Source organism: Zavarzinia aquatilis, from assembly GCF_003173035.1.
Classification (GTDB): domain Bacteria; phylum Pseudomonadota; class Alphaproteobacteria; order Zavarziniales; family Zavarziniaceae; genus Zavarzinia; species Zavarzinia aquatilis.
On record NZ_QGLE01000001.1, the window covers coordinates 92,744 to 117,505 of the forward strand.

25 protein-coding genes are annotated in these 24,762 nt (G+C 66.4%); 15 read left to right on the forward strand and 10 right to left on the reverse strand.

All coding sequences use genetic code 11. The annotated features are described in order from the left end of the window. Positions 1–23: 23 nt before the first annotated feature. The 5 genes from DKG74_RS00430 to DKG74_RS00450 are packed head-to-tail and all read left to right on the forward strand — an operon-like array spanning position 24 to position 5,896. Positions 24–2,117, forward strand: coding sequence for a GumC family protein (locus DKG74_RS00430; protein WP_109901513.1), 2,094 nt, complete (start codon positions 24–26; stop codon positions 2,115–2,117). Then, positions 2,108–2,872 (forward strand): polysaccharide biosynthesis/export family protein, encoded by a 765-nt coding sequence (locus tag DKG74_RS00435; protein ID WP_243403982.1) that lies wholly within the window; start codon positions 2,108–2,110, stop codon positions 2,870–2,872. Before DKG74_RS00430 ends, DKG74_RS00435 begins: the two co-directional genes overlap by 10 nt. After that, positions 2,869–3,669, forward strand: a complete 801-nt coding sequence (locus tag DKG74_RS00440; protein WP_109901515.1) for a WecB/TagA/CpsF family glycosyltransferase — start codon at positions 2,869–2,871, stop codon at positions 3,667–3,669. The genes DKG74_RS00435 and DKG74_RS00440 overlap by 4 nt, the downstream gene beginning before the upstream one ends. Further along, a complete protein-coding gene (locus DKG74_RS00445) occupies positions 3,666–5,009 on the forward strand; it encodes a hypothetical protein (protein ID WP_133251452.1) in 1,344 nt (447 codons plus the stop codon). Before DKG74_RS00440 ends, DKG74_RS00445 begins: the two co-directional genes overlap by 4 nt. A gap of 11 nt (positions 5,010–5,020) precedes the next feature. Then, entirely contained in the window at positions 5,021–5,896 is an 876-nt protein-coding gene (locus DKG74_RS00450; RefSeq protein WP_133251453.1) for an FkbM family methyltransferase, read from the forward strand. A gap of 8 nt (positions 5,897–5,904) precedes the next feature. On the opposite strand, the gene DKG74_RS00455 is transcribed toward DKG74_RS00450, so the two are convergent. Together DKG74_RS00455 and DKG74_RS00460 are read right to left on the reverse strand one after the other, a co-directional pair. Continuing rightward, a complete protein-coding gene (locus DKG74_RS00455) occupies positions 5,905–6,897 on the reverse strand; it encodes a glycoside hydrolase family 18 protein (RefSeq protein WP_109901521.1) in 993 nt (330 codons plus the stop codon). Continuing rightward, positions 6,897–8,288 carry an undecaprenyl-phosphate glucose phosphotransferase gene (locus tag DKG74_RS00460; RefSeq protein ID WP_165837459.1) on the reverse strand — a complete coding sequence of 464 codons (1,392 nt, stop codon included), beginning with the start codon at positions 8,286–8,288 and terminating at the stop codon, positions 6,897–6,899. Before DKG74_RS00460 ends, DKG74_RS00455 begins: the two co-directional genes overlap by 1 nt. Positions 8,289–8,440: 152 nt before the next feature. Between DKG74_RS00460 and DKG74_RS00465 the strand changes: the two genes are divergently transcribed. Next, positions 8,441–9,307 (forward strand): FkbM family methyltransferase, encoded by an 867-nt coding sequence (locus DKG74_RS00465; protein WP_243403983.1) that lies wholly within the window; start codon positions 8,441–8,443, stop codon positions 9,305–9,307. Here the strand turns inward: DKG74_RS00465 and DKG74_RS00470 are convergent. Beyond that, positions 9,288–9,671, reverse strand: a complete 384-nt coding sequence (locus DKG74_RS00470; protein ID WP_109901525.1) for a hypothetical protein — start codon at positions 9,669–9,671, stop codon at positions 9,288–9,290. The two genes, DKG74_RS00465 and DKG74_RS00470, sit on opposite strands and share 20 nt — an antisense overlap. 113 nt (positions 9,672–9,784) lie before the next feature. Here DKG74_RS00470 and nikR point away from each other — a divergent pair, with 113 nt between their 5' ends. Then, complete coding sequence (gene nikR / locus DKG74_RS00475) at positions 9,785–10,225, forward strand: nickel-responsive transcriptional regulator NikR (protein ID WP_109901527.1); 441 nt, start codon at positions 9,785–9,787, stop codon at positions 10,223–10,225. A gap of 373 nt (positions 10,226–10,598) precedes the next feature. Next, positions 10,599–10,787 carry a hypothetical protein gene (locus DKG74_RS00480; RefSeq protein WP_109901529.1) on the forward strand — a complete coding sequence of 63 codons (189 nt, stop codon included), beginning with the start codon at positions 10,599–10,601 and terminating at the stop codon, positions 10,785–10,787. Here the strand turns inward: DKG74_RS00480 and DKG74_RS00485 are convergent, their stop codons facing one another. Continuing rightward, positions 10,788–11,213 (reverse strand): PaaI family thioesterase, encoded by a 426-nt coding sequence (locus DKG74_RS00485; RefSeq protein ID WP_109901531.1) that lies wholly within the window; start codon positions 11,211–11,213, stop codon positions 10,788–10,790. 102 nt (positions 11,214–11,315) lie between these two features. Between DKG74_RS00485 and DKG74_RS00490 the strand changes: the two genes are divergently transcribed. The 4 genes from DKG74_RS00490 (at position 11,316) to DKG74_RS00505 (ending at position 14,135) form a co-directional block, all read left to right on the forward strand. Then, complete coding sequence (locus DKG74_RS00490; protein ID WP_109901533.1) at positions 11,316–11,948, forward strand: hypothetical protein; 633 nt, start codon at positions 11,316–11,318, stop codon at positions 11,946–11,948. Between the two features lie 62 nt (positions 11,949–12,010). Further along, complete coding sequence (locus DKG74_RS00495) at positions 12,011–13,123, forward strand: toxic anion resistance protein (RefSeq protein WP_109901535.1); 1,113 nt, start codon at positions 12,011–12,013, stop codon at positions 13,121–13,123. Positions 13,124–13,130: 7 nt separating this feature from the next. After that, complete coding sequence (locus DKG74_RS00500; RefSeq protein WP_109901537.1) at positions 13,131–13,715, forward strand: hypothetical protein; 585 nt, start codon at positions 13,131–13,133, stop codon at positions 13,713–13,715. A 33-nt stretch (positions 13,716–13,748) separates the two neighbouring features. Beyond that, entirely contained in the window at positions 13,749–14,135 is a 387-nt protein-coding gene (locus DKG74_RS00505; protein WP_109901539.1) for a hypothetical protein, read from the forward strand. A gap of 6 nt (positions 14,136–14,141) precedes the next feature. Here DKG74_RS00505 and DKG74_RS00510 read toward each other — a convergent pair whose 3' ends face one another. The 4 genes from DKG74_RS00510 to DKG74_RS00525 all read right to left on the reverse strand — a co-directional run bounded on the left by DKG74_RS00510 (position 14,142) and on the right by DKG74_RS00525 (position 17,207). Continuing rightward, complete coding sequence (locus DKG74_RS00510) at positions 14,142–14,774, reverse strand: exopolysaccharide biosynthesis protein (RefSeq protein WP_109901541.1); 633 nt, start codon at positions 14,772–14,774, stop codon at positions 14,142–14,144. Between the two features lie 5 nt (positions 14,775–14,779). Next, a complete protein-coding gene (rodA, locus tag DKG74_RS00515) occupies positions 14,780–15,925 on the reverse strand; it encodes a rod shape-determining protein RodA (protein WP_109901543.1) in 1,146 nt (381 codons plus the stop codon). Between the two features lie 86 nt (positions 15,926–16,011). Next, positions 16,012–16,383 (reverse strand): DUF423 domain-containing protein, encoded by a 372-nt coding sequence (locus DKG74_RS00520; RefSeq protein ID WP_207779185.1) that lies wholly within the window; start codon positions 16,381–16,383, stop codon positions 16,012–16,014. After that, positions 16,383–17,207 carry an N-acetylmuramoyl-L-alanine amidase family protein gene (locus tag DKG74_RS00525; protein WP_243403984.1) on the reverse strand — a complete coding sequence of 275 codons (825 nt, stop codon included), beginning with the start codon at positions 17,205–17,207 and terminating at the stop codon, positions 16,383–16,385. The genes DKG74_RS00520 and DKG74_RS00525 overlap by 1 nt, the downstream gene beginning before the upstream one ends. A gap of 311 nt (positions 17,208–17,518) precedes the next feature. Here DKG74_RS00525 and groES point away from each other — a divergent pair, with 311 nt between their 5' ends. Together groES and groL are read left to right on the forward strand one after the other, a co-directional pair. After that, the gene (gene groES / locus DKG74_RS00530) at positions 17,519–17,836 is read left to right on the forward strand and encodes a co-chaperone GroES (RefSeq protein WP_109901545.1); all 318 of its coding nucleotides are present in this window, start codon (positions 17,519–17,521) and stop codon (positions 17,834–17,836) included. Between the two features lie 47 nt (positions 17,837–17,883). Then, positions 17,884–19,524, forward strand: a complete 1,641-nt coding sequence (groL, locus tag DKG74_RS00535; protein ID WP_109901547.1) for a chaperonin GroEL — start codon at positions 17,884–17,886, stop codon at positions 19,522–19,524. 64 nt (positions 19,525–19,588) lie between these two features. Here groL and DKG74_RS00540 read toward each other — a convergent pair whose 3' ends face one another. Further along, positions 19,589–20,368, reverse strand: a complete 780-nt coding sequence (locus DKG74_RS00540) for a DUF1062 domain-containing protein (protein WP_109901549.1) — start codon at positions 20,366–20,368, stop codon at positions 19,589–19,591. Between the two features lie 225 nt (positions 20,369–20,593). Between DKG74_RS00540 and DKG74_RS21950 the strand changes: the two genes are divergently transcribed. Beyond that, entirely contained in the window at positions 20,594–21,280 is a 687-nt protein-coding gene (locus tag DKG74_RS21950; RefSeq protein WP_133251455.1) for a hypothetical protein, read from the forward strand. Between the two features lie 6 nt (positions 21,281–21,286). Here the strand turns inward: DKG74_RS21950 and DKG74_RS00550 are convergent, their stop codons facing one another. Then, positions 21,287–24,721, reverse strand: coding sequence for an EAL domain-containing protein (locus DKG74_RS00550; RefSeq protein ID WP_109901552.1), 3,435 nt, complete (start codon positions 24,719–24,721; stop codon positions 21,287–21,289). Positions 24,722–24,762: the final 41 nt, after the last annotated feature.

Sequence of the window (24,762 nt, forward strand, 5' to 3'; positions counted from 1 at the left end):
GTACCGGAACACGGTCGGCGCCAATGGCTTCACGCGGCGGCTATACCGTTCGCGATCTGCTGATTTTCGCCTTCTACAGCTGGCGGGTGATCGTGATCGTCGGCTTGATTCCGCTGCTGATCGGGGTCGCTGCCTCGCTGACCGCGAAGAAATACTACACGGCCAACGGTCTCATCCTCGTCCTCGTCAATCGCGAGCACAGTGGCACCGAGGGGGTGAGCGACGCCGGACCCTCGGTCCTGTCGATCGACGGGCTGAAGCTCGTCCAGTCGGAGGCGGAAATCATCGTCTCCGACGGGGTGCTCGCCGATGTCGTGCGCCAGATGCGGCCCGAGGTGCTTTACCCGGCGGTCGCGAAGCGGCGGCTGTTCGGTCTGCTGCCGCCGGCCGACGAAAACGAATGGTCGCAGCGCGCGGTAGAGCGGCTGCGCGACGATCTGAAGGCCCAGGTGCGGGAAGAAAGCAGCGTCATCGGCGTCAGTTTCCGCCATGTCGATCCGCAGCTGGCGGCGGCCGTCACCTCGGCGGTGATCAAGGCCTATCAGGAACGGCGGCGGAAAGTCTTCGACGTCGTCCGCTCGCCCCTGCTGAACGAGGAGGTCCGCCGTTTCGCTGACGATCTGCAGGGTATCGACGCCCAGATCAGGGCGGTGAAGCTGAAATACGGCGCCATCGAGATCGACCAGGACATCATCCTCGCCGTCAATCAGTCGGACGTGTTGCTGCAGCGAACCCGCCAGGCACAGGAGCGCCGCGCGATGGTGATCGAGCAGGTGACGGCGGCCAGGGCGAAGCTGGCGGCCGAGCCGTTGCGTCTGTTCGACTACGGCGAGCAGACCAACCAGATCCTGAACGACGAGGATCGCAACCTGCTGACCAAGCTCGAACTCGAACTGCAGGGCCTGAAGAAACTCTACGCGCCGGATTTTCCGCTGCGCGCCCAGACCGAAAAGCGCATCGCTCTCCTGAAGGAATCCATCCGGGAGAAGGCCAAGCCGCAATATCAGATCAACCGCGAGGTGCGTAACCCCACGCTCGATTTCATGAACTCCCGGCTGTTCGAGCTGGAGGTCGAGAGCGATTCTCTCGACGATCAGATCGCCGAACTCGAGCGCCTCTCGAAGGAGGCGGCCAGCCGGGTCGACGAATTGCGCGAGGCACAGTTCCTGCTGCACGAGCTGGAGCGGACGCGGAAGGTGATGGAGGACGTCTATCACCAGTACGCCCTGCGCGCCGAAGCGGTGAAGATGGACGAGAAGGCGGCGGCGGAACAGACCAACAATGTGCGCGTGATCGAATTGCCGGAAGTTCCGGTGACCGGCGCGACCATGGCCTGGAGTTTCCTCGCCGCCGGTCTGTTCGGCGGCATTCTGGCGGGGATCGCCGGCGGCTTCCTCGCCAACATCAATCGGCAGGTCTACCTACTGCCGAGCGAGGCGGAGCGCCAGCTGGGCTTGAGCGCGCTGGCCAGTTTCATGGTTGGCGCGCCGCGGCCGAAGCACCGGGCCTCGGACGAGGAAATGGGCCATCTGTCGTCGCAGATCCTCGACACGCTGATTGGCGACCGCGGTCTCGGCAGCCTGCACATCCTGCCGGTCGACCGGGATGCGGCGGATATCGCGCTGCTGCAGGGCCTGCTGACCGAATGCGCCGTGCAGCGCAGCCTGAGCGTGCTGCTGGTCGATCTGGGCGACGGTCAGGGCATCGCCCGGGCCCTGGGGTTGCGGCCGCAGACCGCGGCGACGCGGCGGACCGCCGATGTCGGCCACGCGCCGCTGCCGGGGTTCGGGCATGTCGAGGTGGCGATCGAGCCTCTGTCGAGCCCCGTCTTCGATCTGCGCGTCCCCCTGCGCCAGGCCGTCGAGGGCGTGGCGGCGCTACAGCAGGCGTTCGATCTCGTCGTGATCGTGGCGCCGCCGTTGTCGGCCGGTCATATCGGCCGGCGGGCCTCGGCCATCGTCGATGCCACCATCCTGATGCTGAAGGCCGAGAGCAGCCGTGGGCCCGCGGCCGTGTGGACGCGAGATGCGGTGCTGGAGGCGGGGGGCGACATCCTCGGTTTCATCATGACCGGCCGTCGCTTCCATATTCCCTCGAGGATATACAAATGGCTGTGAGAAAAAGCCGCCCCCGTCCCATCGCGGCCATTCTGCTGGCGGGCGGCCTGCTGTCCGCCTGCACGGGGCAGGAGGTCTATATCCAGGAAGACGTGGTCAAACCCGATTTCTTCTCGTCCTGGGTCGACAGCAAGCCGCAGTACCGGATTGGACCTGGCGACACGCTGCAGGTGAAATTCCTGCTGACGCCCGAGATGGACGACGAAGTGACGGTGTCGCCGGACGGTCAGGTCGGGCTGCGCACCACAGGCCAGATCGTGGCCGCCGGCCTTACCCCCGGCGAATTCGAGAGCAAGATCAAGGTCGCCGCCCGCCGCTTCCTGGCCGCCGACGCGGTGGTCGCCGTGCAGGTGAAGACCTATGCCTCGTCCCGGATCTATGTCGGCGGCAGCATCGCCGCGCCGGGGGCCTATCTGGTCACGGGACCGGTTTCGCCGTTGCAGGTGATCATCAATGCCGGCGGCTTCCGCGACGATGCGCGGCCGGATGAAGTGGTGCTGATCCGCCGCGCGCCGGACGGAAAGCCGATGATGCGCACGATCGACATCCAGAATTTCATCCAGCGCATGGACCCCGCGGACGACGTCATGCTGGTGTCGGGCGATCTCCTCTTCGTGCCGCGCAGCCTCGTCGGCGAGGTCGGTCACTGGGTCGAGCAGTATCTCGACAACACGCTGCCCTGGGATCCGCAGTTCAACTACTCGATCAACCGCACCTGGCAGACCGAGACCGGCCGCACGGTACCCCCGCTATGACGACGACGGAATTCCCTCCGGCCATAGACTTCCTCGGTCTGTCGATCACGCCGGTCGACGTGAACCAAACCGCCGAGGCCGTGGCCGGGCGCGATCCGGCGTTGCCGCTCGTCTATGTCGTGACGCCGAATGCGCAGCATGTCGTCGCCCTCGATCAGGGCGACCGCAATTTCGCGCGGGTCCATGCCCATGCCTGGCTGGTCACCTGCGACAGCCAGATCCTGCGTCTTCTCGGCAAGCTGCTGTTCGGGCTCAATCTGCCGCTCGCCGCCGGCAGCGATCTGACCGCGCTGCTGCTCAGGCGCTATATCAGGCCCGACGACGCGATCACCGTCATCGGCGGTGACGAGAAGCTGTTCGCCGAGTTGCGGGCGCAATATGGCCTGACCCGCATCGCGCATCACGAGCCGCCGATGGGCCTTGTCTCCAACCCGGCGGCCATCGAGGCGGCGGCGCGTTTCATCATCGCCAATCCTGCCCGCTATGTCTTCATCGCCTGCGGCTGTCCCCAGTCCGAAATGGTGGCCTTGCGCGCGATCGAGCTGGGCGGCGCGGTGGGCGTCGCCCTCTGCATCGGTGGCTCGCTGCATTTCGCCACCGGCCTCATTCCCCGGGCACCGGCCTGGATGCGGCGTCTTGCCCTCGAATCCCTGCATCGTCTGATGCTGAACCCGCGGCGTCACGCGAAGCGTGTGTTCAAGCAGTCCCTGCCGGTGGTGTGGATCGCCGTGAAGGCCCGCCTCGGTCTCAAGTCCCACGCGCCCGCCGCCCTGCCGCCCGCCGAGGGGGGCAGGTGAACAGGCCGGAGGTGCGGGCCGTCCGGCGGCGGGGGCAGATCCTCCGTCCGGCGGGGCGCCTCGTGCCGCCGATGCCTGCGCCCCGGGTCGGTGCCCTGGTGCCGCCCTTGCCGTCCGTGGCCGAGGAACACAGGGCCGCGCTCGTCTTCCTCTTCGCGCTCACCCTGCCCATGTTCGGGCAAAGCTTCCATTATCTGATCGACGTGATGCCGGCCTATTACCTGTCCAAGGCCTGGCCGGCCCTGACGCTCGCCCTGGTGCCCGTGGGCATCGCAAGGGCGAAGCCGCCGCTCACCCTGCTGTTTCTCCTGATGCTGGCCTATGTCCTCGGCGTGACACCCATGGTGTCGATGATCCAGCTGGGCAACGGCCTGTTCGATGGCCTCGCGACCACGGCCAAGTCCTGGCCCCTGACCTATTATTTTTCCCTGCTCGGCCTGCTGATGGTGGCGAAGCCCAAGGCTTCACAGGTCGAACGGGCACTGGTGATCCTGGGCGCGACCACCTTCGGGCTGATGGTACTCCTGTGGATCGTCATGCCGGCCTCGGCCTATCAGGGCAACAACGCCGACAGCAAGCTGTTCATGTTCGAGTTCGAGCGTGGCTATCGCATCTACATGCCGATGTTCTTCGGCAATCTCTTCGTCTTCTGGTGCGCGCGTCAGGCGGTCGCCGGGCGCGGGCGGTTGTGGCTGCTGGGCCTCGCCGTCGCCTGTATTCTCGCTGAAATCCTGATCTACAAGCAGCGCACGGCGATCGCGGTCAGTCTGCTGCTGGTCGGCTGGGCGGTGACGACGGCGCTGCCGCGGCAACTGCGCAGCCTCGTCATCCTGGGCGGCGTCATGGCGGCGGCGGTTCTCATCTTCGCCGTCGCCACCGGCATGATCGGGGAATCGGCCAAGAGCAATCTGGGCGGCTCGCTGACCATCCGGCAGAATTCGCTCGCCCTCGCGTTCAATTTCATGTTCGGCGATCCCTTGCGCCTGCTGTTCGGCGTCGGCTCGATCACTAGGTTCAGCGCCGTCACCATGGCCGATGTCTTCGGCGACGCGCAGTTCTTCCTCGCCGATCTGGGCTGGGTCGGCATCATGTTCGAATACGGCCTGCTGGGAGTCCTGCTGATCGCCAGTTGCCTGCTCGGCTGTCTCTACTTCGCCTGGCGCAATGCCGCCGATGGTGATCCGATGGCGCTCGCGTTGCGCGATCTGATCCTTTACGTCTCTATTGCCAGTATCATTTATTCCGTCATGTTTACGCCCGGCGAATTCGCGACGGCGGCGGCGCTGTCGGTCTATCTTGCCCGGCGGCGCGCGCAATCGACCGTCGCGGAGCCGAGTTGACGGAGATCACGGTGCTGCGTTTGGTCAGGCGGGTTCGTAAACTACTGGCGCACCCGGGTTTCCGCTCGGCCCCGCTGGCAACGCTCTGGCGCGGCGCGGCATTGGTGTTCTGGGTCTGCCTGCGGCGCGAGCCTTTGTTTCGCATCGCGCCGGGTGCCGGTCTGCTGAAGGTGCCGGCCGATTTCCGCTATACTTCGGTCTCGTGCTACATGATGCGCGACTGGGCCGAGATCGACCTGCATTTTCTCGACCGCCTGATCGGCCCCGGTGATGTCTTCATCGACGTGGGCGCCAATATCGGCATCTACAGTTTGCGGGCGGCGCCGCTGGTGGGGCCTGCTGGCCTTGTCGTCGCCGTGGAACCGGGGCGTCTGTCGGCCGACCGGCTGGCGGCCAATGTCGCGCTCAATCCCGACTTCACCCAGATCCGGCTGGTGCGCAAGGCTGTCTCCGACCGGGAGGGACGCGCCACGTTCTTTCATGTCTTCGTCGGCGACGATCCCCAGACGTTTTCGTTGCTGACCGACGGCAGCCACCACGGCACGGAAGAGGTCGAGGTGACGACCCTGGACCGCCTGATGGCCGAACTGGCGCCCGGCCGGCTGGATTGCCTGAAGATCGACGTCGAGGGCGTCGAGGCACAGGTGATATCCGGGGCGGCGGAAACCATCGCCCGCCACCGGCCGATCATCCTGTTCGAGGTGAACGCCGACTTGCAGAAGCATCGCGGCGACGACAAGTCCGGCGCCTTCCGCGCGATCGAGGCCTTTGGCTACGACTTCTTCATCCGTCAGGCCGACGGCCGGCTGCTGGCGCGTGAAAGCGTGCCGGAGGGCTGGGGCAATCTCGTCGCCATCCATCCCGAAGGCCGGCAGCCGCGCGCCTGACGCGGGCGTCAGGGCAGAGTGGCATCGCAGCCGGAGAGGCCGAGGCCCCGGCAGATATCCTGAAGCTTGCGACGGCCGTTGGCGCTGCCGTCCGACGTGCGCTGAAGCGCGGCATAGAGCATGGCGCCCGCGCCCGGGTCGGCCGGCGTCGCCAGATCGGACAGGATGGCCTCGATCCGGGGTGGGCTCCAGTCGTCGCCCGGAATGCTGGAGACGACATTGATGCCGATGGTCAGCGGCCCCTGCCAATAATGGCGATAGGCGCGGAAGGCCTGGCGCGGATCGAAGTCCGGGCCGGCTTCATAGCTCATGATCGAGAGGAGATCGACCTCCGCCGCCTCCGGCGAGCGCAGCAGGTCGAGCATGACGCCGGTATAGGGCGAGACCGGCCGGGCGGCCGCGTAGTCGCCTTCGCCATAGGCGCCGACGCTCCAGACCGGGATCGACAGCATCGCCGGCCGGGGCAGGGCGGCCCGCGTCCGGCGCACGAGATCGCGCCAGATCGGGTCGCTGGCACAGGCGATGCGGCCCGCCTCGCCGGACGGTCGGCAATCGGGACGCGGCGGCTCGTAATCGAGGTCGATGCCGTCGGCGCCGAGATCGGCGACAAGGCGGGCGGCGGCGACGGGATCATAGGCCGGCCAGCCTTCCTTGTAACCATCGCCGCCGACGCCGAGCAGCACGCGCACTCCCGGGTTGTCGCGTTTCAGGATGGCGATCGCGTCGCGCAGGATGGGGCCGCCGAACTGATATTCGAGGCCGGTCGCCCCGAGGTCGAGCTGGCCGGGATAGATCATGTCGGGCCGGGCGAAGGCGAGCACGACCGTGTTGGCATAGGCCGGCATGAAGGCGAGGGTGGTGGCGATGGCCCCGGTCGCCGGCCGTTCCAGCCAGCTTTCATGATAGACGACGAAGGGCCGCGCCTCCGCCGCCCGCGCCGCCGTGCCGCCGAACAGGCCGGCCAGAACCACGGCGAGGGCCGTGGCGGGCCGCAGGGCCATCAGAACACGTCCTTGCCGAACAGGCCGACGATGACCGTCTTCGCCATGATCTTGATGTCGAGCCACAGCGACCAGTTCTCGATATAGGCGATGTCGAATTCGACCGCCTTGCGGGCCTTTTCCACCGTGTGGATGCCGCCGCGCGCGCCGTTGATCTGGGCAAGGCCAGTCACCCCGGGCTTCACCCGGCAGCGGAAGGCATATTGGCGCACGGCCTCGAGATAGGTGTTGTTGCCGACCAGCATGTTGGGCACATGGGGCCGTGGCCCCACCACCGACATGTCCCCCTTCAGCACATTGAGGAGCTGGGGGAGTTCGTCGATGCTGCTGCGGCGCAGGAAGGCGCCGACCCTGGTGATGCGGGGATTGTCCTTGGGCGTGCCGCGTGTGCCGTCGTCATTGGGGTCGACGGTCATGGTGCGGAACTTGAAGACGTCGAAAGTCTGGTTGTTGAAGCCGACGCGGCGCTGACGGAACAGGATCGGCCCCGGCGAAGTCAGGCGGATCGCGATGGCCGCGCCCAGCAGGATGGGCGCGGTCAGGGTCAGGCCGATCACGGCGACCACCTTGTCCTCCACCGCCTTGAGCACGCCCTGCGAGCCCTTCAGCGGGCGATGCGCCATGCACAGCGAGCGCATCCCGGCGATGGTGACGGTCGAAGCGAAACCAGTGCGCAGGTCGTGACTCTCGAGCGGGACGAGGAGGTCGGCGGCGAAACCCTGCAGCCGCTCCAGCATTCCGTCGATGCGGGTCATGGCGACCCAGGGCAGGGCCAGGATCACGACATCGACCGAGGAGGCGCTGACCGCCTTGCGCAGGTCTTCGACCTTGCCGATGACGGGAACACCCTGCACCGATTCCGCCCGGCGGTCCGGGCCGCGGTCGTCATATATGCCGAGGATCTCGTAGGTGTGGCGCTGGTCGTCGCTGCGCAGGCTCTCGATGATCGTGTCCGTCTTCTCGGTCACGCCGACAATGGCGACCCGGCGCCTGAGCAGGCCGTCGCGGAAGGCCTTGGCCACCAGGAATTTGGCGATGAAGCGATTGGCGGCCAGGGCGACCACGGCCCACCCCAGCCAGCGCAGCATCTCCGCGCCCAGGTCGAACACCTCCGGTCTATAGATGCCGACGACGATGCCCGTGACCGGCAGCGCGATCGCCGTCATCAGGGCGGGCCGCAGGATCGACGACAGCGGATTGCGGTAACGCTCCACCCGGTAACTGTTCGAGGCTTCCATCAGCCGCACGAACAGGACGAGGAACAGCAGGCCGGCGAGGCCGAACTGCAGCATATTGAAGCCAAGACCGGGACCGCGCCAGGTCACGCCGACGGCGATGAAGGCGATGGCGATGGCCGCCAGATCCCCAAGACGCACGAGGCGATTGATCAATCCGTGTGTCCAGAAAATCATGAATGCCCCGACGATTCCCTGCGTTCGCTCATTCGACGCCTGAAGCATGGCGCCGCCGTCACAACAGTCAAGGCGCGAGGCGCCGGTCGCCCCGCAATGCGGGGTGAACACTGGCGGTGGGCACCGATTTCGTGTCTTCTGTTGCCCAGTATCGCGAAGCCCCGAAGGACAATGTCGTGCTGGCACACCTGAAGTCGTTGATCGAGTCCCGGTTTCCCCGGCTGTTCGGCGTGCTCGCCGATATTCGCGATAACCGCGCGATGAAGGATGGCGAGCCCGAGATGCGCCTGTTGCCCCGCCTCGTCTCGAAGGGCGAGACGGTCTGCGACATCGGCGCCAACCGCGGTCTCTACACCTACTGGCTGCTGCGCTTCGGCACCCGCATCTTCGCCTTCGAGCCCAATCCCCGTCTGGTCCGGGTCATGGAGCTGCGTTTCAGCCGGGCAATCGCCGCCGGCCGCCTGAAGGTCGACAGCTGCGCGCTGAGCGATACGGTCGGCGAAGTCGTATTGCATGTCCCGGTGGACGCGGCCGCCCTCGGCACCGTCGAGGCGGCGGCCTTCGCCAAGCTGGGTGATGCCCCGACCGAGAGCTTCACCGTGCCCAAGCGGCGCCTCGACGATGTGCTGCGCGACAAGGTCGATTTCATGAAGATCGACGTCGAAGGCCACGAGATCGCGGTGATCGACGGCGGCCTCGGCATCATCGGGCGCGACCTGCCCACCCTGCTGATCGAGGCGGAGGAGCGGCACCGCCCCGGCGCCGTCGCCTCGCTGCGCCAACGGCTGGAGCCTCTCGGTTACACCGGCTACTTCCTCGACGGCACGGGGCTGCGCCCCATCGAAGCCTTCGATCCGGCCGTGCATCAGGATACTACGGCCCTGAACGAGGCGGGCACTCACCGGCTCGAGGGGCGAATCTACTACAATAATTTCATCTTCGTCGCCCGCGCCCAGGCCCGGGCCAAGCTGGTCGACCTCATCGCGGCCGACAGGTAACGACGGCGCCAGCGACCGAATATTGCTTCGCCTGCAGGTCGATCTGGCGCAGCTTGTGCCAGACCGGGTCACTCGGGCGCGGGCAGAAATTCAGCAGCGCCGTCCCCGGCGAGCCCTGCCAGCCGTCGGGAATGTGGATGGTCACGTCGTAGCCGACCGCGCTCGGCTGCGGGTCTTCATACCACCACATGGGCGGCAGGGTGCGGCGCAGGTAGACACGGATGTTCTCCCTGACATCGGGCGGCAATTCGGTGTTGTAGCGCGGCCGGGCCTGACCGTCCTGCGCTCGCTCGGCCAGCGCCGGCGCGGCGGTGGCGGCGTGCAGCAGGGCGAGGGTCATCGTCAGGGCGGCAGTGCGAAGCATGGCGCCAATCTGTCACGAGCCGGCGTCCCGCGCCAGCCACCGCACGCGCTCTCGACGGCCGGCAGAGAGCTGCCTAGGCTGGCGCGGCATACCGACCCGGCGGAGTTTCCTTCATGCAGCGCGTGACCATCACCCTCGATCTCGATCTGACCGCCGAACTCGACGGCTTCATGGCCGCCCGCCAGTACGAGAACCGGTCCGAGGCGATCCGCGATCTGGTGCGGGCGGGCCTGCGTGAAGCCCGATTGGGCGAGGAGGGGGATCACCCTTGCGTCGCCGCCCTCGTCTATGTCTTCGATCACGAGCGGCGCGACCTCGCCAGCCGGCTGACCCATGCCCATCACGATCATCACGATCTGTCGCTGGCGACGACCCATGTCCATCTCGACGATGCCCGCTGCCTCGAGGTCGCGCTGCTGCGCGGCAAGGCCGGCGAGGTCCGCCATTTCGCCGATCACGTGATGGCCGAGAGGGGGGTGCAGCACGGCCGTCTGGTGCTGGTGCCGACCGAGGAGGCGCCGACGCCCCACGGACACCATCATCACGACGAATAGGGACCGCGCGGGCAAAAAAATGCCCGCCGTTCGAGGGCCAGAGTGAACGGCGGGCTTAAAGTATGGGCCGCGTCGAAAATCGCGATACTGGGCCGAAGCCCCGAAATCGCAACCCGACGTTGCGCTGCGGCCGTTCCGATCAAGCAAGCGGAGGAGAGATCGCTTCACCTATCGGCGTGGCAACATAAAAAGATGATTCTCATTATGCTGCCATACGACCTTGGTATGAGCACGATTGACGCAGGGGAATCAAGGCTTTTCCAGCCCGGGGGCGGAAATAGTCCAGCCTGCGTGGCATCGGCGCCGCTACTGGCGTCCGGGCGTTTTTGGACTTACGCTGCACCGGCACAGTCGCCCTTGCCGGAACACAACCATGGCCGGAGTTGTAACCTACGTCTGGACCGCCTTCTGGGACTGGCTGGTCATCCGCTCGGACCTGCCGCCGGTCGAAATCCGCAATTCCTTCGACGATCTGCTCGATCAGGCGCAGTCGACGAACGGGATGCTGGTGATCGGCGGCGTGCTGGTCCTCGCCTGGCTGACCTTCCGGGTCTTTCGCTGATCAGCGTGGCGGGATCGAATACGTCCCGGTGGCATGCGCGACCAGGTCAGGGTCGCCATCGGAATAGAGCGAGACTTCGCCGATGACGAGCCGGCTGCCGAACTTGAGGGCGCGGCTTTCGGCGATCATGTCGCGCGGGCCGGGCTTGCGCAGGAAATTGATGTTCAGGTTGGTGGTCACCGCCAGCGCCACCGGGCCGAGGGTGCCGAGCACCATGGCATAGAGGCCGCAATCGGCCAGCTGGAACATGCTGGGGCCGGAAATCGTGCCGCCGGGGCGCAGGTGCTTCGTGTCGAAGGGCAAGCGGCAGCGCGAGAAGCCGGGCGCCGTTTCCTCGACCTTGATGTGCATCGCCTGTTCGAAGACCTGTTCGAGGAAGCTCTGCACTTCACCCGCGTTCATGGCCGCCTGTGCCGGCAAGGACATGGATTCCCCCGTCGTTTTGTTCGTTGCTGCGACAAAATAGGCGGGCGGGCAGGGGGCCGCCAGTCTTGCCTTGGCATGGCGCTTCGGCATAAAGCACGGGGCATGATCCTCTCGCGTGTCGATATCGCCGATCTGCCGGCCATCCGGGCCGCCTTCGACGCCCATCTCGAAGTCGAGGCGCCCCATGCGCGCGCCGCCTTCGCCTTCGTCATGGACAGCGCCGACCTGATCCCCCTCGGCGTCGATACGGCGGAGCACCGTGATCGGGCGGTCCGCCTCGCCCATGACTTCGGCCTCGAGACGCTGGACGAGGCCCCGCAGCAGGCGTTCTCGTGGGATGGCCGCTTCCTCCGCACCCGGTCGGAGGCGAGCGTCATCGTGCATGAGGTCACCCACTACCTGGTCTCCCCGCCCGAGCGGCGCGGGCTGCTCGATTTCGGTCTCGGCGCCGGTCCCGAATCGGGCCGGGTGGAGGAGGCGAACGCCGCCCTCTGCACCGATTTCGCCACGCGGGAGGAGGAGGAGACCCTGGCATCCCTGCTCGGCATCCTGTGGGAAGTCGAATTGGGCCAGCCGGGCGTGCTCGCCTTTCTCGAACAGAACTGGCTGGAAGGCTGGCACCGGCCGACCGCCGCCCGCCATTTCGCCCGCCATCTCGACATGCTGGTGCGCATGGGCCTGGTCCGGGCGGACGGCCATCCGGTGCCGCCGCCCGTGGGCCTGCAGGCGGCCTGACCTCGCATCGGCCGGATGGGGTCGCTATACTGCGGCGATCGCCCCTTGCAGGAAGATGCTGAATGTCGAACGTGGTGCCGCAGCCGTCGAAGAATATCGAGCTGGCGCAGACCGAGCTGTCGCGCAGCCCGTCGCCCTCGGTCGCGCTGGAGCCCGTGGATGCGGCGCTGGTGACCGAGATCAAGCAAGGCATCGACATCACCGACAGCGCCGCCGTGCTGCAGTTCGGCACCAAGGTGCAGAGCGGCATCGCCGAATTCGCCGACGGTATCCTGAAGACCGTGGCGGCCAAGGATTCGGGCGTCGTGGGCGAGACCCTGTCGGACCTTCTGATGAAGGTGCGCGGGCTCGACGCGGAAAGCCTGAACAAGTCGCCCTCCTTCATCGGCCGGCTGTTCGGCAGCGCCGCCAATGAGGTCGGCAAATTCCTCGGCCGCTACGAGAAGGTGGCGAGCCAGATCGACCGCATCGTCCTCAAGCTCGAGGAGGCGAAGGACCAGCTGCTGCGCGACGTCGTGATGCTCGACATGCTGTTCGAGCGCAACCTCGAGAATTTCCGCGCCCTCAACCTGCATATCCGTGCCGGCGAGGAGCTGCTGGCCGACATGCGGACGAAAGTGTTGCCGGCGCTCGAAGCCGCGGCCAACGACCCCGATCCCGGCCTTGCCCAGCTCAACGCCCAGAAACTGGCCGATGCCCGTCAGGCCCTCGACCGTTTCGAGAAGAAGCTGCAGGACCTGCGCCTGTCGAAGACGGTCACGCTGCAGACCATGCCGCAGATCCGCCTGATCCAGGGCAACGACACGGTGCTGGTCGAGAAGATCCAGTCCTCGATCCTGAACACGATCCCGATCTGGAAGAACCAGATGGTCATCGCCATCTCGATCGCCCGCTCGCAGGGGGCGCTGGAGTTGCAGCGCGAGGTGACGGACACCACCAACGAATTGCTGCGCAAGAATGCCGAGATGCTGAAGCAGGGCACCATCGGCGTCGCCCGCGAGGCGGAGCGCGGCATCGTCGACATCGAGACCTTGCAGACTGTGAACCGCGACCTGATCTCGACCATCGACGAGGTGATGAAGATCCAGGCCGAAGGCCGCGGCCGCCGCCAACAGGCCGAGGGCGAGCTGCTGAAGATCGAATCCGAACTGAAGGCGCGGCTGATCCGCGGCTGAGGGCGGCATGGACCTGATCCGGCACATCGCCGCCGGCCTCGGCGGCGGCGTTGCCTTCCTGATCTTCTATCTCTGGCTCGGCGACGCGCCCTCGCTTTCCATCGGGGCGGGGGTAGCGGCCTATGCCGCCCTGCAGCTGATCTTCGGTGCCCTTCTGCCCGGTGCGGATGCCGGGCAGGGCGGCGGCAGCGCGGCGGCGGATATCCTCACCCTCGCCGACGGTCACCTCGATGCCATCAACCATCTGGCCGGGGTGACGCCGTCCGCGGTGGCGCGCCGCCTGCGCCGGCTCGAGGATGTGGCGCTGCCCGTCGTCTATCAGGTGCAGGAGCATCCCGAGGAGGCGATGGCCCAGCGCCGGCTGCTGACCTTCTATCTCGGGCTGGGCCGCCGGCTGGGCGAACATGCCTTGCGGATTCACCAGCTGCGTGGCGACGCTCACCCCAGTCTTGCCAAAATCGGCGCCATGCTGGACGAGGTGACCGGGGCGTTCACCGAACGGGCCGAATCGGCGAGGGCGGCGGAATTGTCCCGGCTTGAAACGGAACTGGCGGTGCTGGAGCGCAGCCTGGAGACGGAACGCGGCGCCTGAACGCCGCGCGATTCTGATGGGGAGAGTTCGGGAATGAATGTCGCGATCCGCCGCTTCGCCCTTGGCGCCGGCCTTGTTGTCGGCCTTGCCGCGCCGGCCTTCGCCCAGGCGGGGCTGGACCTGACCGGCAATTACCTCGTCACCGGCCAGAACGGCGGCGAGCCGGGCACCTATGCCGCCGATGTCGCGGTGACGCTGGAAGGCGATGTCTATCACCTCGACTGGACCGGTCAGGGTCAGAAGGTCGAGGGTGTGGGCTTGCGCCTTGGCGATACGCTCGCCGTGACCTGGCAGGACCCGTCCAGCAAGGAGGCGGCGGTCGCCGTCTACATCATGATGCCCGACGGCGGGCTGAAGGGGCGCTGGGCCCCCATCGGCGCCAAGGCCGCCGGCACCGAAGAATGGACCCGCAAGCCCTGACCGATCTCAGATGGCGCCGCCCAGCCAGCCGCTGAGCGCGTCCCACGACAGCACGGTCATGTAAACCAGGAAACCGATGGCGGCGATGCCGCCCGCGATGCCGATCGAGGTCATCAAGCCGTCCTGTTCGATGAGGCCGAGGGCCAGGAACAGGATGGCGAAGGAGATCGGGATATTGGTGAAGGGGATCGGGCTCGCCAGCATGAGGCCGAGCAAGGCGATCAGCAGCCCCACCATGCGTTCCGCGAAAGGCCCGGTCAGCACGGAAAGCCGGGGCTTCAGCACCTTTTCCACGCGCTCGATCACCGGCAGTCCGCCGCGCACCACCTTGCGCAGGTCCTCGGCCGCGAGGCTGCGGGCGAGCACGCGTTTCGGCAGCCAGGGCCGGGGCAGGCCGGCCACCATCTGCAGGGCGATGACGGCGATGGGAAAGCCGGCGATGGCCGACAGGCCGGGCGGCGCGATGGGCAGGCAGGTCGGCAGGGCCAGCAGCAGGATCAGCAGGCCGAAGCCGCGTTCCGCCAGCATGTCGACGATGGCGCCGATGGAAATCCGCTCCTCCGGCCAGCCGAAGGCCATGACCACGAGGGTTTCGGCCGCCGAAGGCTCACGGAATACGCCGGTACCGGGTTTCTTCATGACACTCAACTGTGATCGAGGCGGCGCGGCAGGCGCCGCTCGCGGTGCACGGAGACGGAGAGGATGAGGCCGACACCGATCATCAGTGTCATGGTGGCCGAGCCGCCATAGGAGACCAGCGGCAGCGGAATGCCGACCACCGGAATGAGCCCCATCACCATCGACAGGTTGATGAAGACATAGAGGAACAGCTGCGTGCCGATGCCGAGCGCGACCAGCCGGCCGAACTGGTGGCGGGAGCCGAGACCGATGGCCAGCGCATAGCCGAAGAGGCAGATGTAGAGGAGGATCAGCAGTAGACCGCCGATCATGCCGAATTCTTCCGCCAGCTGGGGGAAGATGAAGTCGGTATGGACTTCGGGCACGAAGCGCAGCTGGCTCTGGGTGCCGAGCAGATAGCCCTTGCCGAACACCCCGCCCGAGCCGAGGGCGATCATCGACTGCAGGATGTTGTAGCCGGCGCCGAGGGGGTCTGCCTCGGGGTTCAGGAAGGTCAGCACCCGGCGGCGCTGGTAGTCGTGCATGAACTCCCAGACGATGGGCAGGGCGCTGAGGCCGGCGGCGATGACGATGCCGAATTTCCACAGCCGCACCCCGGCGAGGAAGAAGATGGCGCCCGAGCCGGCAAGCAGCAGGGTGGCGGTGCCGAGGTTCGGCTGCTTGAGGACGAGGGCGACCGGCGCCAACACCATGAGAAGCGGCACGATCAGCACCGTCGGCCGGCCAATCTGTTCCGGCATCACGCCGTGGAAATAGCGGGCGAGGGCAAGCACCAGCGCCAGCTTCATGATTTCGGACGGCTGAATCTGAAAGAAGCCGAGGTCGATCCAGCGCTGCGCCCCCATGCCGATCGAGCCCATGACCTCGACCCCGACGAGGCCGACCAGCGTGACGCCATAGAGGAAATAGGCGTAGCGGGCATAAAGGGAGATGTCGATCAGGGCGACGACGATCATGACGCCGAGGCCGATGATGAAGCGCACCAGCTGGCGCCCCGCCCAGGGGTCCCATTTGCCGCCGGCACTGGAATAGAGCATGGCGACGCCAATCGCCGCGATGGCGATGACAAGAAGCACGAGGCCCCAGTTGATCGACAGAAGACGCGATCCCAGCGGGATGCGGTCGCCTTCACGGCTGGAATAGACGCTCAAGGCGCGGGTCCGATGTTCCGGTTTTGGTGGCTTGTCCCCGTTCTAGACCGAAACGGTCGGCAGCGCAAAGCGAAGCCGACCCGGGGTCAGCGCCGGATCGCCGCGCTGACCAGCAGCCAGGCCCAGCCGATCAGCATCATGGTGCCGCCGATGGGCGCGACCATGCCGAGGCGGAGATCGGCGAGGGCAATGGCATAAAGCGCGCCGCCGAAGACGAAGGCCCCGACCGCGAAGGCAAGCGGCGCCGCGACCGAAACCCGGCCCCGTTCGACGAGCCACAGCGCGCCCAGGGTCGCCGCGGCGTGGATCATCTGATAGAGGCTAGCGGTCTGCACGAGGGCGAGCTGATCCGGCGTCGCCGTCGCCTTCAGGCCATGGGCGGCGAAAGCGCCGAGGCCGACGCCGAGCAAACCGTCGAGCGCGGCGACGACGAGGGCGAGGCGGAACAGAAGCGGCATCAGCCCACCGTGACCGCGCCGGTGAAGGCGTCGGCGAGGACGGTGGCGATCTTCGACCGGCTCTTGGCCGAGGTCAGCAGCAACTCGTCATTGGTGTTGGACAGGAAGCCGGTCTCGATCAGCACGGCCGGCACGTCCGGCACCTTCAGCACGGCGAAATTGGCCGAGCGGCGCGGATTGTCGAGCAGCCGCAGCTTGGCGCCGGCAGTCTTGACGATATGCGCCTTGCGGGCGAGGGCGGTGTTCAGCGAATGGCGCCGCGACAGATCGAACAGGATGGCGGCGACCTGCGGGTCCGACACCCCGAGGTCGAGACCGTGTAGCAGGTCGACCGCGTTTTCCCGGTCGGCGATGGCGGCGGCGAGACCGTCCGAGGCCTTTTCCGACAGCGTATAGGCCGACAGGCCGCGGGCATCCGGATTGGGCGCCGAATCGGCATGGATCGAGACGAAGAAATCCGCCTTGGCGGTCTGCGCCTTGATCGCGCGTTCCTGCAGCGGGACGAAAACGTCCTTGCTGCGGGTCAGCACCGCCTTGCAGCGGCCGCCGGCTTCGATCTGGGCGGCGATGCGCTTGGCGAGGTCGAGGGTGATGTCCTTCTCGAAGGCGCCGGAGGGGCCGATGGCGCCCGGGTCGCGGCCGCCGTGACCGGGGTCGAGCATGATGACGGGCAGGGCACGCGGCGCGGCGGGAGGCGCAGGCTTGCGCGCGGGCTTCGGCATCTGATCGTTCAGCGTCCCGGCGAGCGCCTCTGTCGCGCCCCCGGACAGGAGGAACGGCAAACCGAGCCCGAGACGCAATATGTTGCGACGATCCATGCTCATGATACCACGCGGCCCGAAGTCCATATGGTTAAGCCCAACGCCCAATGCCGGCCCGGGAGCGACCCCGTCCGACAAGACTTGAAAATGGCAGAAACATCACGCGGATTCAAGTGTTTGCGGCGTTGCACTCAGATTCCGATGGAAGCGGCCTGCCGACCTGTGCATGTGCAGCACCGATTTTGTGGCCCGGCCGGCTTGACAGAGGCGGGGGGTGCGCCTAACTCTGCTGCGTCCGTTGGCACTCGCCGAACGGGAGTGCTAACAACGCGGCCCGACTAACAGGCCTTTGTCTATTTCCAGAGGAGGTTCCCATGAGCTTTCGGCCGTTGCATGACCGTGTCCTGGTCAAGCGCATCGAAGCAGAAGAGAAGACCAAGGGCGGGATCATCATCCCCGACACCGCCAAGGAAAAGCCGCAGGAAGGCGAAGTCGTCGCCGTCGGCTCCGGCACCCGCAACGAGAAGGGCGAACTCGTCGCTCTCGACGTGAAGGCCGGCGACCGCATCCTGTTCGGCAAGTGGTCGGGCACGGAAATCAAGCTGGACGGCGAAGATCTCCTGATCATGAAGGAATCCGACATCCTCGGCATCCTCGAGACCACCGCCAAGAAGGGCAAGAAGGCCGCCTGAGCGGTCTCGCCCGTCTGATCCGCCAGAAGATTTGAAGGATTAAGCCAATGGCTGCCAAGGACATTCGTTTCAACACCGACGCCCGGTCGCGCATGCTGCGCGGCGTCGAGATCCTCGCCGACGCGGTGAAGGTCACCCTCGGTCCGAAGGGCCGCAACGTCGTCATCGAGAAGTCGTTCGGCGCGCCGCGCATCACCAAGGACGGTGTCTCGGTCGCGAAGGAAATCGAACTCGCCGACAAGTTCGAGAACATGGGCGCCCAGATGGTGCGCGAAGTGGCCTCGAAGACCAACGACATCGCCGGTGACGGCACCACCACCGCGACCGTGCTCGCCGCCGCCATCGTTCGCGAAGGCTGCAAGGGCGTTGCCGCCGGCATGAACCCGATGGACCTGAAGCGCGGCATCGACGTCGCGGTCGAGGCCGTCGTCGCCGACGTGAAGAAGCAGTCCAAGAAGATCGCCGGCTCTGCCGAGATCGCCCAGGTCGGCACCATTTCCGCCAATGGCGAGAAGGCCATCGGCGAGATGATCGCCAAGGCCATGGAAAAGGTCGGCAAGGAAGGCGTCATCACCGTTGAAGAGGCCAAGGGCCTCGACACCGAACTCGACGTCGTCGAGGGCATGCAGTTCGACCGCGGCTATCTGTCGCCCTACTTCGTGACCAACGCGGAGAAGATGACGGTCGATCTCGACAACCCCTACATCCTCCTCCACGAGAAGAAGCTCTCGGGTCTGCAGGCCATGCTGCCGGTCCTCGAGTCGGTCGTGCAGTCGGGCCGTCCGCTGCTGATCATCGCGGAAGACGTCGAAGGCGAGGCCCTGGCCACGCTCGTCGTCAACAAGCTGCGCGGCGGCCTGAAGGTCGCGGCGGTGAAGGCTCCGGGCTTCGGCGATCGTCGCAAGGCGATGCTCGAGGACATCGCGATCCTCACCGGTGGTCAGGTCGTCTCCGAAGACCTGGGCATCAAGCTCGAGAACGTGAACCTGAAGATGCTCGGCCAGGCCAAGAAGGTCGTCATCGACAAGGAAAACACCACGATCGTCGACGGCACCGGCAAGAAGGACCAGATCCAGGCCCGCGTCGGCCAGATCAAGGCCCAGATCGAAGAGACCTCGTCGGACTACGACCGCGAGAAGCTGCAGGAACGTCTGGCGAAGCTCGCCGGCGGCGTCGCGGTGATCAAGGTCGGCGGCTCGACCGAAGTCGAGGTGAAGGAGCGCAAGGACCGCGTCGACGACGCGCTGCACGCGACCCGCGCCGCGGTGGAAGAGGGCATCGTCCCGGGCGGCGGCTCGGCCCTGCTCTATGCCTCGCGCGTTCTCGACAAGCTCTCGGTCGGTAACGAGGACCAGAAGCACGGCATCGACATCATCCGTCGCGCCCTGCTGGCCCCCGTGCGCCAGATCGCCGAAAACGCCGGCAAGGACGGCGCCGTGATCTCGGGCAAGCTGCTCGAGAACAAGGATCCGAAGATCGGCTACGACGCCCAGAACGACGTCTTCACCGACATGGTCAAGGCCGGCATCATCGACCCGACCAAGGTTGTCCGTACCGCTCTGCAGGACGCCGCCTCGGTCGCCGGCCTGCTGATCACGACGGAAGCCATGATCGCCGACAAGCCCGAGAAGAAGGCCCCCGCGATGCCGGGCGGCGACATGGGCGGCATGGGCGGCATGGACTTCTGATCCAGCCTTCCAGGCAAGTTCGGAACGGGGTCGGCGCAAGCCGGCCCCGTTTCCATTTGGGCCCCTAGGGGGTGCCGGCGCAGGGCGTGCTTCGCTCGCTGACGCTGATCGCGCCGTCCCGCGCGAAGACCACCATCTCCTCGCGCTGCTCGCTGCCGTGATCGCCGCAGGCCCAGGTTTCGACCGTCTTCGGCGCTGTCGACCGCCGCAGGGCTTCCCAGGCCGCGAGGGGCAGGACGAGGGGTTCCTCCGTTCCCTCGGCCGTCAGGGCTCTCAGTCGGTCCGCCCCCTTCGGCAGGCCGATCGCCACGAATTGATGTTTGTCGCAGGGCAGGGTGCCGACCTGCAGCAGGAATTCCTCGGCCCGGCCGTCCCGGTCGTAATCGGCGAACTTCATGATCGCCGTCTCGGGCCGGCGCGCGATCGCCGCCGCCAGTTTCGGATCGTCGGCGTAGAAGCGGTCGAGATCGTCGGGCCGCGGCGCCTGCCGTTGCAGGACCGCGAGACCGCCTTCCATCAGGTCGGCCCCGGCGAACAGGGGGGTAAGGTCGAGGCGGTCGATTTCCTTGCCATCCCGAAGCCGAATGATCGACAGATGCCCCTGTTCGCCATAGGCAAAACCGGAACAGGGGCAGGTCGAGGCCATCTCGACATCATCGGCGGCGCAGACGGGCGTCGGCGGCTCGCTCCACGTCAGGCGCCATTCCTCGGCGCCCTGGGCCGTTTTTACGGTATGGGCCTCCCGCAACTGCTCGGTCGCCCCTCCCGCCCATGACGCGGGCACGCAGGCGCAAAGCGTGGCGATCGACACGACGGCGCCAAGGACACGCGGGAACATATGCATTTGCAAGTCACCTCGAATATCGCCCTTGCCGGAATCGGCTCGCTCCGGCGCTGAATAAGTGTGTGCGGCAGGCGGTGCCGCAAAAGGGATAGCGCAAGCGGACCGGCGCGGCGATCCCTGACGGTCGGCATCGCGAAATCATCATCCAGCGTGCAACCCTGTTCCCCTTCGGCGCATTGATGCGGCGCGAGGCTCCGATTTCACGGGCCGCCGGGAGTAACGGGAATGATCAGGCAGACTTGGGTTCGGCGTTCTCTGCGGCTGATGACGGCCGCCTTGATGGCCGGCGGACTTTCGGCCTGTGTCGCCTATGACGACGGTTATGACGGCGGCAGCTATGGCGGTGGCGGCTATGGCGGCGGCAGCTATGGCGGCGGGAATTACGGTGGTGGGAGCTATGGCGGTTATCGCCAGCCCTATCCCAACGACTATGGTTATGGTGGCTCCTATAACGACGATGCCGCCCGCCGCGCGGCCTGGGAGCGGCAGCACCGTGAACAGGAGCGCCGCGAGCAGGAAAGGCGCCGCATCGAATACGAGCAACGCCAGCGCGATCAGCAGATCAAGGACCGCGATCGCGATCGCGAACGTCAGGAACAGCAGCAGCGCGAAATCGAACTGCGCCAGCGCGAACAGCAGATGCGCGACCGCGAGCTTCACGATCAGAAAATGCGCGAAATCGAATTGCGCCAGCAGCTGGAGCGGCAGCAGCGCGAGCAGCAGCAGCAGGCCGAACGGCGCCAGCGCGAGATGGAGCAGATGCGCCAGTCCCGCGAGCGCGAGGCCCAGCAGCGCGAGGAACGCCGCCTTCGCGAGATTCGCATCCAGCAGGAACGCGATGCGCGCGCGCAGGAACAGGAAAGGCGCCGCGAGGACCAGGAGCGCCGCCGTCAGGAGCGCAACAACCCCTGAGCCGCGTCAGGCGCTCCCCGCCTCGGCCTCGCCGAGAATCTGCTCGAGCGGCACGGGCCGGGCGATGGCATAGCCCTGGGCCATGTCGATGCCCATGCCGCGCAGAAGTTCGATCGTCGCCTCGTCCTCGACGAATTCCGCGATCGTATAGGCGCCGAACTTGTGGCCCAGCTCGTTGATGGATTCGACGATGGCGCGGTCGACCGCGCTCGTCGTGATTTGCTTGATGAAATTGCCGTCGATCTTCAGCTCGTCGACCGGGAACTGCCGCAAATAAGAGAACGAGCTGAGGCCGGCGCCGAAGTCGTCGAGGGTGATGCCGCAGCCCGTTGCCCGGGCGCAGGCGACGAAATCATTGGCGGCGGCCATGTTGTTGATCAGCGCCGTTTCCGTGATCTCAAAGTGCAGGCGGTGGGGCGAGATGCCCGAGACTTCCAGCTCGTGACCGACGAAGGTCCAGAGGTTGGGGTCGTTCAGCGAATTGGCCGACAGGTTGATGGCGAGGGCGAAGTCACCGAGGACGGGCAGGCGCGGACCGTAGCGGCGCAGGGTGGTGCGGATCACCCAGCGGTCGATCTCGCTCATCAGATCGTAACGCTCCGCTGCCGGAATGAAATGGCCGGGGTAGAGCAATTCGCCGTTTTCGCCCTGCATCCGCAGCAGGATTTCGTAATAGCGCCGGCCTGGAGTGCTGTCCTGCAGATATTCGATACGCTGGGCGAACAGGCGGAACCGGTCCGCGGCGATGGCGGCGCGGATGCCCGAGGCGATCTGGATATCGCGGTGGTAACGACCCGCGTCGCTTTCGTCCGCGCGATAGGTGCAGACGCGGTTGCGGCCGGTCGATTTCGCGGTATAGCAGGCGACGTCGGCCCGGCTCATCAATTCGCTGACCGCGATGGTGCCGTCGGCGATCTCGGCGAGGCCGATGCTGGCCGTGACGTGATAGGGCTTGCCATCCCACGAGAAGGTGAGGGCGGAGAGCGCGCAGATCAGGGTGCGGGCAAGGCTCTCGGCCTCGTCGATGCTGCGGTCGGCCAGGAGGATGGCGAATTCATCGCCGCCGAGACGCACGGTCAGGTCATTTGCGCCAACGAGCGAGCTGATGCAGCGGGCGACTTCGACCAGCAGGGCGTTACCCGCCTCGTGCCCGGCGCTGTCGTTCAGGATCTTGAAGCGGTCCAGATCCATGAAGGCGAGGGCGAAGCGGCGCCGCGTGGCCACGACTTCATCGCAGGCCTCGACCAGGCTCTGTTCGAGGGCGAGGCGGTTGGGCAGGCCGGTCAGGACGTCGTGGCGGGCCGATTGTTCCAGTTCGTGTTCGAGTTCGCGCGCTCGGGTCACGTCCTGGAACACCAGCACGGCGCCCAGCAATTCGCCGTCGGCGTTGCGAATGGGCGCCGCCGAATCCTGGACGTTCAGGTAACGGCCCGCGCGATTGAGCATCTTGGCGTCGCTCTTGACGTAATAGGGCTTCAGTTCGCGCAGGCAGGCTTCGATCGGGTTCGGCAGATCGGCGTCGGTTGCGGTGTCCTGGAGGCGGAATATGTCTGCCGCCGGGCGGCCCAGGGCTTCGGCGGCGGTCCATCCGGTCAATTGCTCCGCCACGGGGTTCATGAAGGTGACGAGGGCGGCGGTATCGCTGCAGATGACGGCGTCGCCGATCGAATAGAGCGTGACCCGCAGCCGTTCCTTTTCCTCGAACAGGGCGGCGCTCAGATCGCGCAGGTTCTGTTCCGCTTCCTTGCGGGCGGTGATGTCGGCATGGGTGCCGATCATGCGGGTGGCCTTGCCGTCCGCGTCGCGTGACACCACTCGTCCCCGGTCGAGAATCCAGATCCAGCGCCCGTCGCGATGACGCATCCTGAATTCGGCCGCGAAATTATCCGTGGTTCCTGCGATGCAGGCCTCGTCGAGGCGGAGTGCCCGTTCCCGGTCATCGGGATGGATCAGCTCCAGCCATTTTTCCTCGTTGTCGCCGACGTCTTCCTGGCGCAGCCCCAGCATCGCCGTCCACATCGGTGAATAAAGGGTGCGGCCGACCACGAGATCGCGGTCCCAGACGCCGTGGCGCGAACTTTCGAGCGCGAAACTCCAGCGGCTTTCGCTCTCGCTCAGGGCTGCCTCGGCCTTCTTGCGCTGGTCGATGTTCTCGATCTGGGCGATCAGATGCAGCACATCCCGCGTTTCGGCATCGCGGGAGGCCGAGACCGCCAGATTGCACCAGATGACCCGCCCGTCAATCGTGACGTAGCGTTTTTCCATCCGGTAGCTGTCGATCGCGCCTTCCAGTATCCGCTCGAGCTGGCTGACATCGTGGGTCAGGTCGTCGGGATAGGTGATGTCGCGGAAATTGGTGCCGACCAACTGGGCTGGCTTGTAGCCCAGCATGTCGGCGAACGCCCTGTTGCTCTCGACGATGATGCCATTGGGGGCGACGAAGGCCATGCCGATGGCGGCATTGTCCATGGCACCGCGAAAACGTCTCTCGTTTTCCTCAAGGACGCGCTGATTGCCGCGGTGTTCCTCGATCAGGCGGGCGATGGCGTAAGGCGCCGCCAGCAGCGCGAGCGCCGGCAGCCATGACGGCAGCATCGCCAGGATGTGGCTGGCCTGCAGCGGGACTTCGACCCGATTGTCGAAAGCGATCAGGATTACGGGATTGCAGGCTGCCGCCGCCACGGCCGTGGCGAAGCGGGGCAGGCGGAGCGATGCCAGCACCAGGGTGATCGACACAAGCGCGAAGGCGGTATGGCCCGCGATGTCTGAGAAGGCGACGATGGCGAAACAGGCGATCATCGTGCCGATCAGGCCGAGCGTGCAGCGGCTCCGGGCGAAACGCCGGACCGCGGCCGCATCATAGGACAGGGCGATCGGCAGAAGCGCGATCACGCCGACGCAGGATGACAGCCACCACAGCCACCAGACTGAAAGGAAGGGCAGCGGCGAAGAGGCCATGCCGACCCTGTTGGCGGCGACGATGAAGCCGGTCAGCAACGGAACCCCGGCGGCCGCAACGAGCAGGGCGCGGAATTCACCCCCGATGCCATTCCTGTATCCGCGCGTTTTCCGTGCGAGGCCGAGCGTCAGGAGAATGTGAACGGTGACGGCGCAGGACAGGCCGGCGGCGGAGAAAAAGCTCGTCCCGCCCGCCATGTCGAACAGGAGGCAGGCCAGTCCCGAACCGACGAGGGCCGGCAGGGCGCGGTGCGGCGCGCTGCGCCACAGCAACGCGAGGACGGCAGCATTGGCGAAGCCGAGGGCAAAGGACGGATCGGCGATCTGCGCGAGGGTCGTGCCCAGGAAGGCGAGAAGGAGGTAGAGCGCCCCGGTGCCGACCAGTGTCGCCGTCGCCAGCAAGCCCCGCCGCATGGTGGCGCCTTTGCTCCGCGCCGCGTCGATGGCCGCGGCGTGCGTGTCGTTGGCGGTGATGCCGTTCACGCCGTACCGCCTTTCCCCCAAGAGGGGGTGTCACGGCGAGA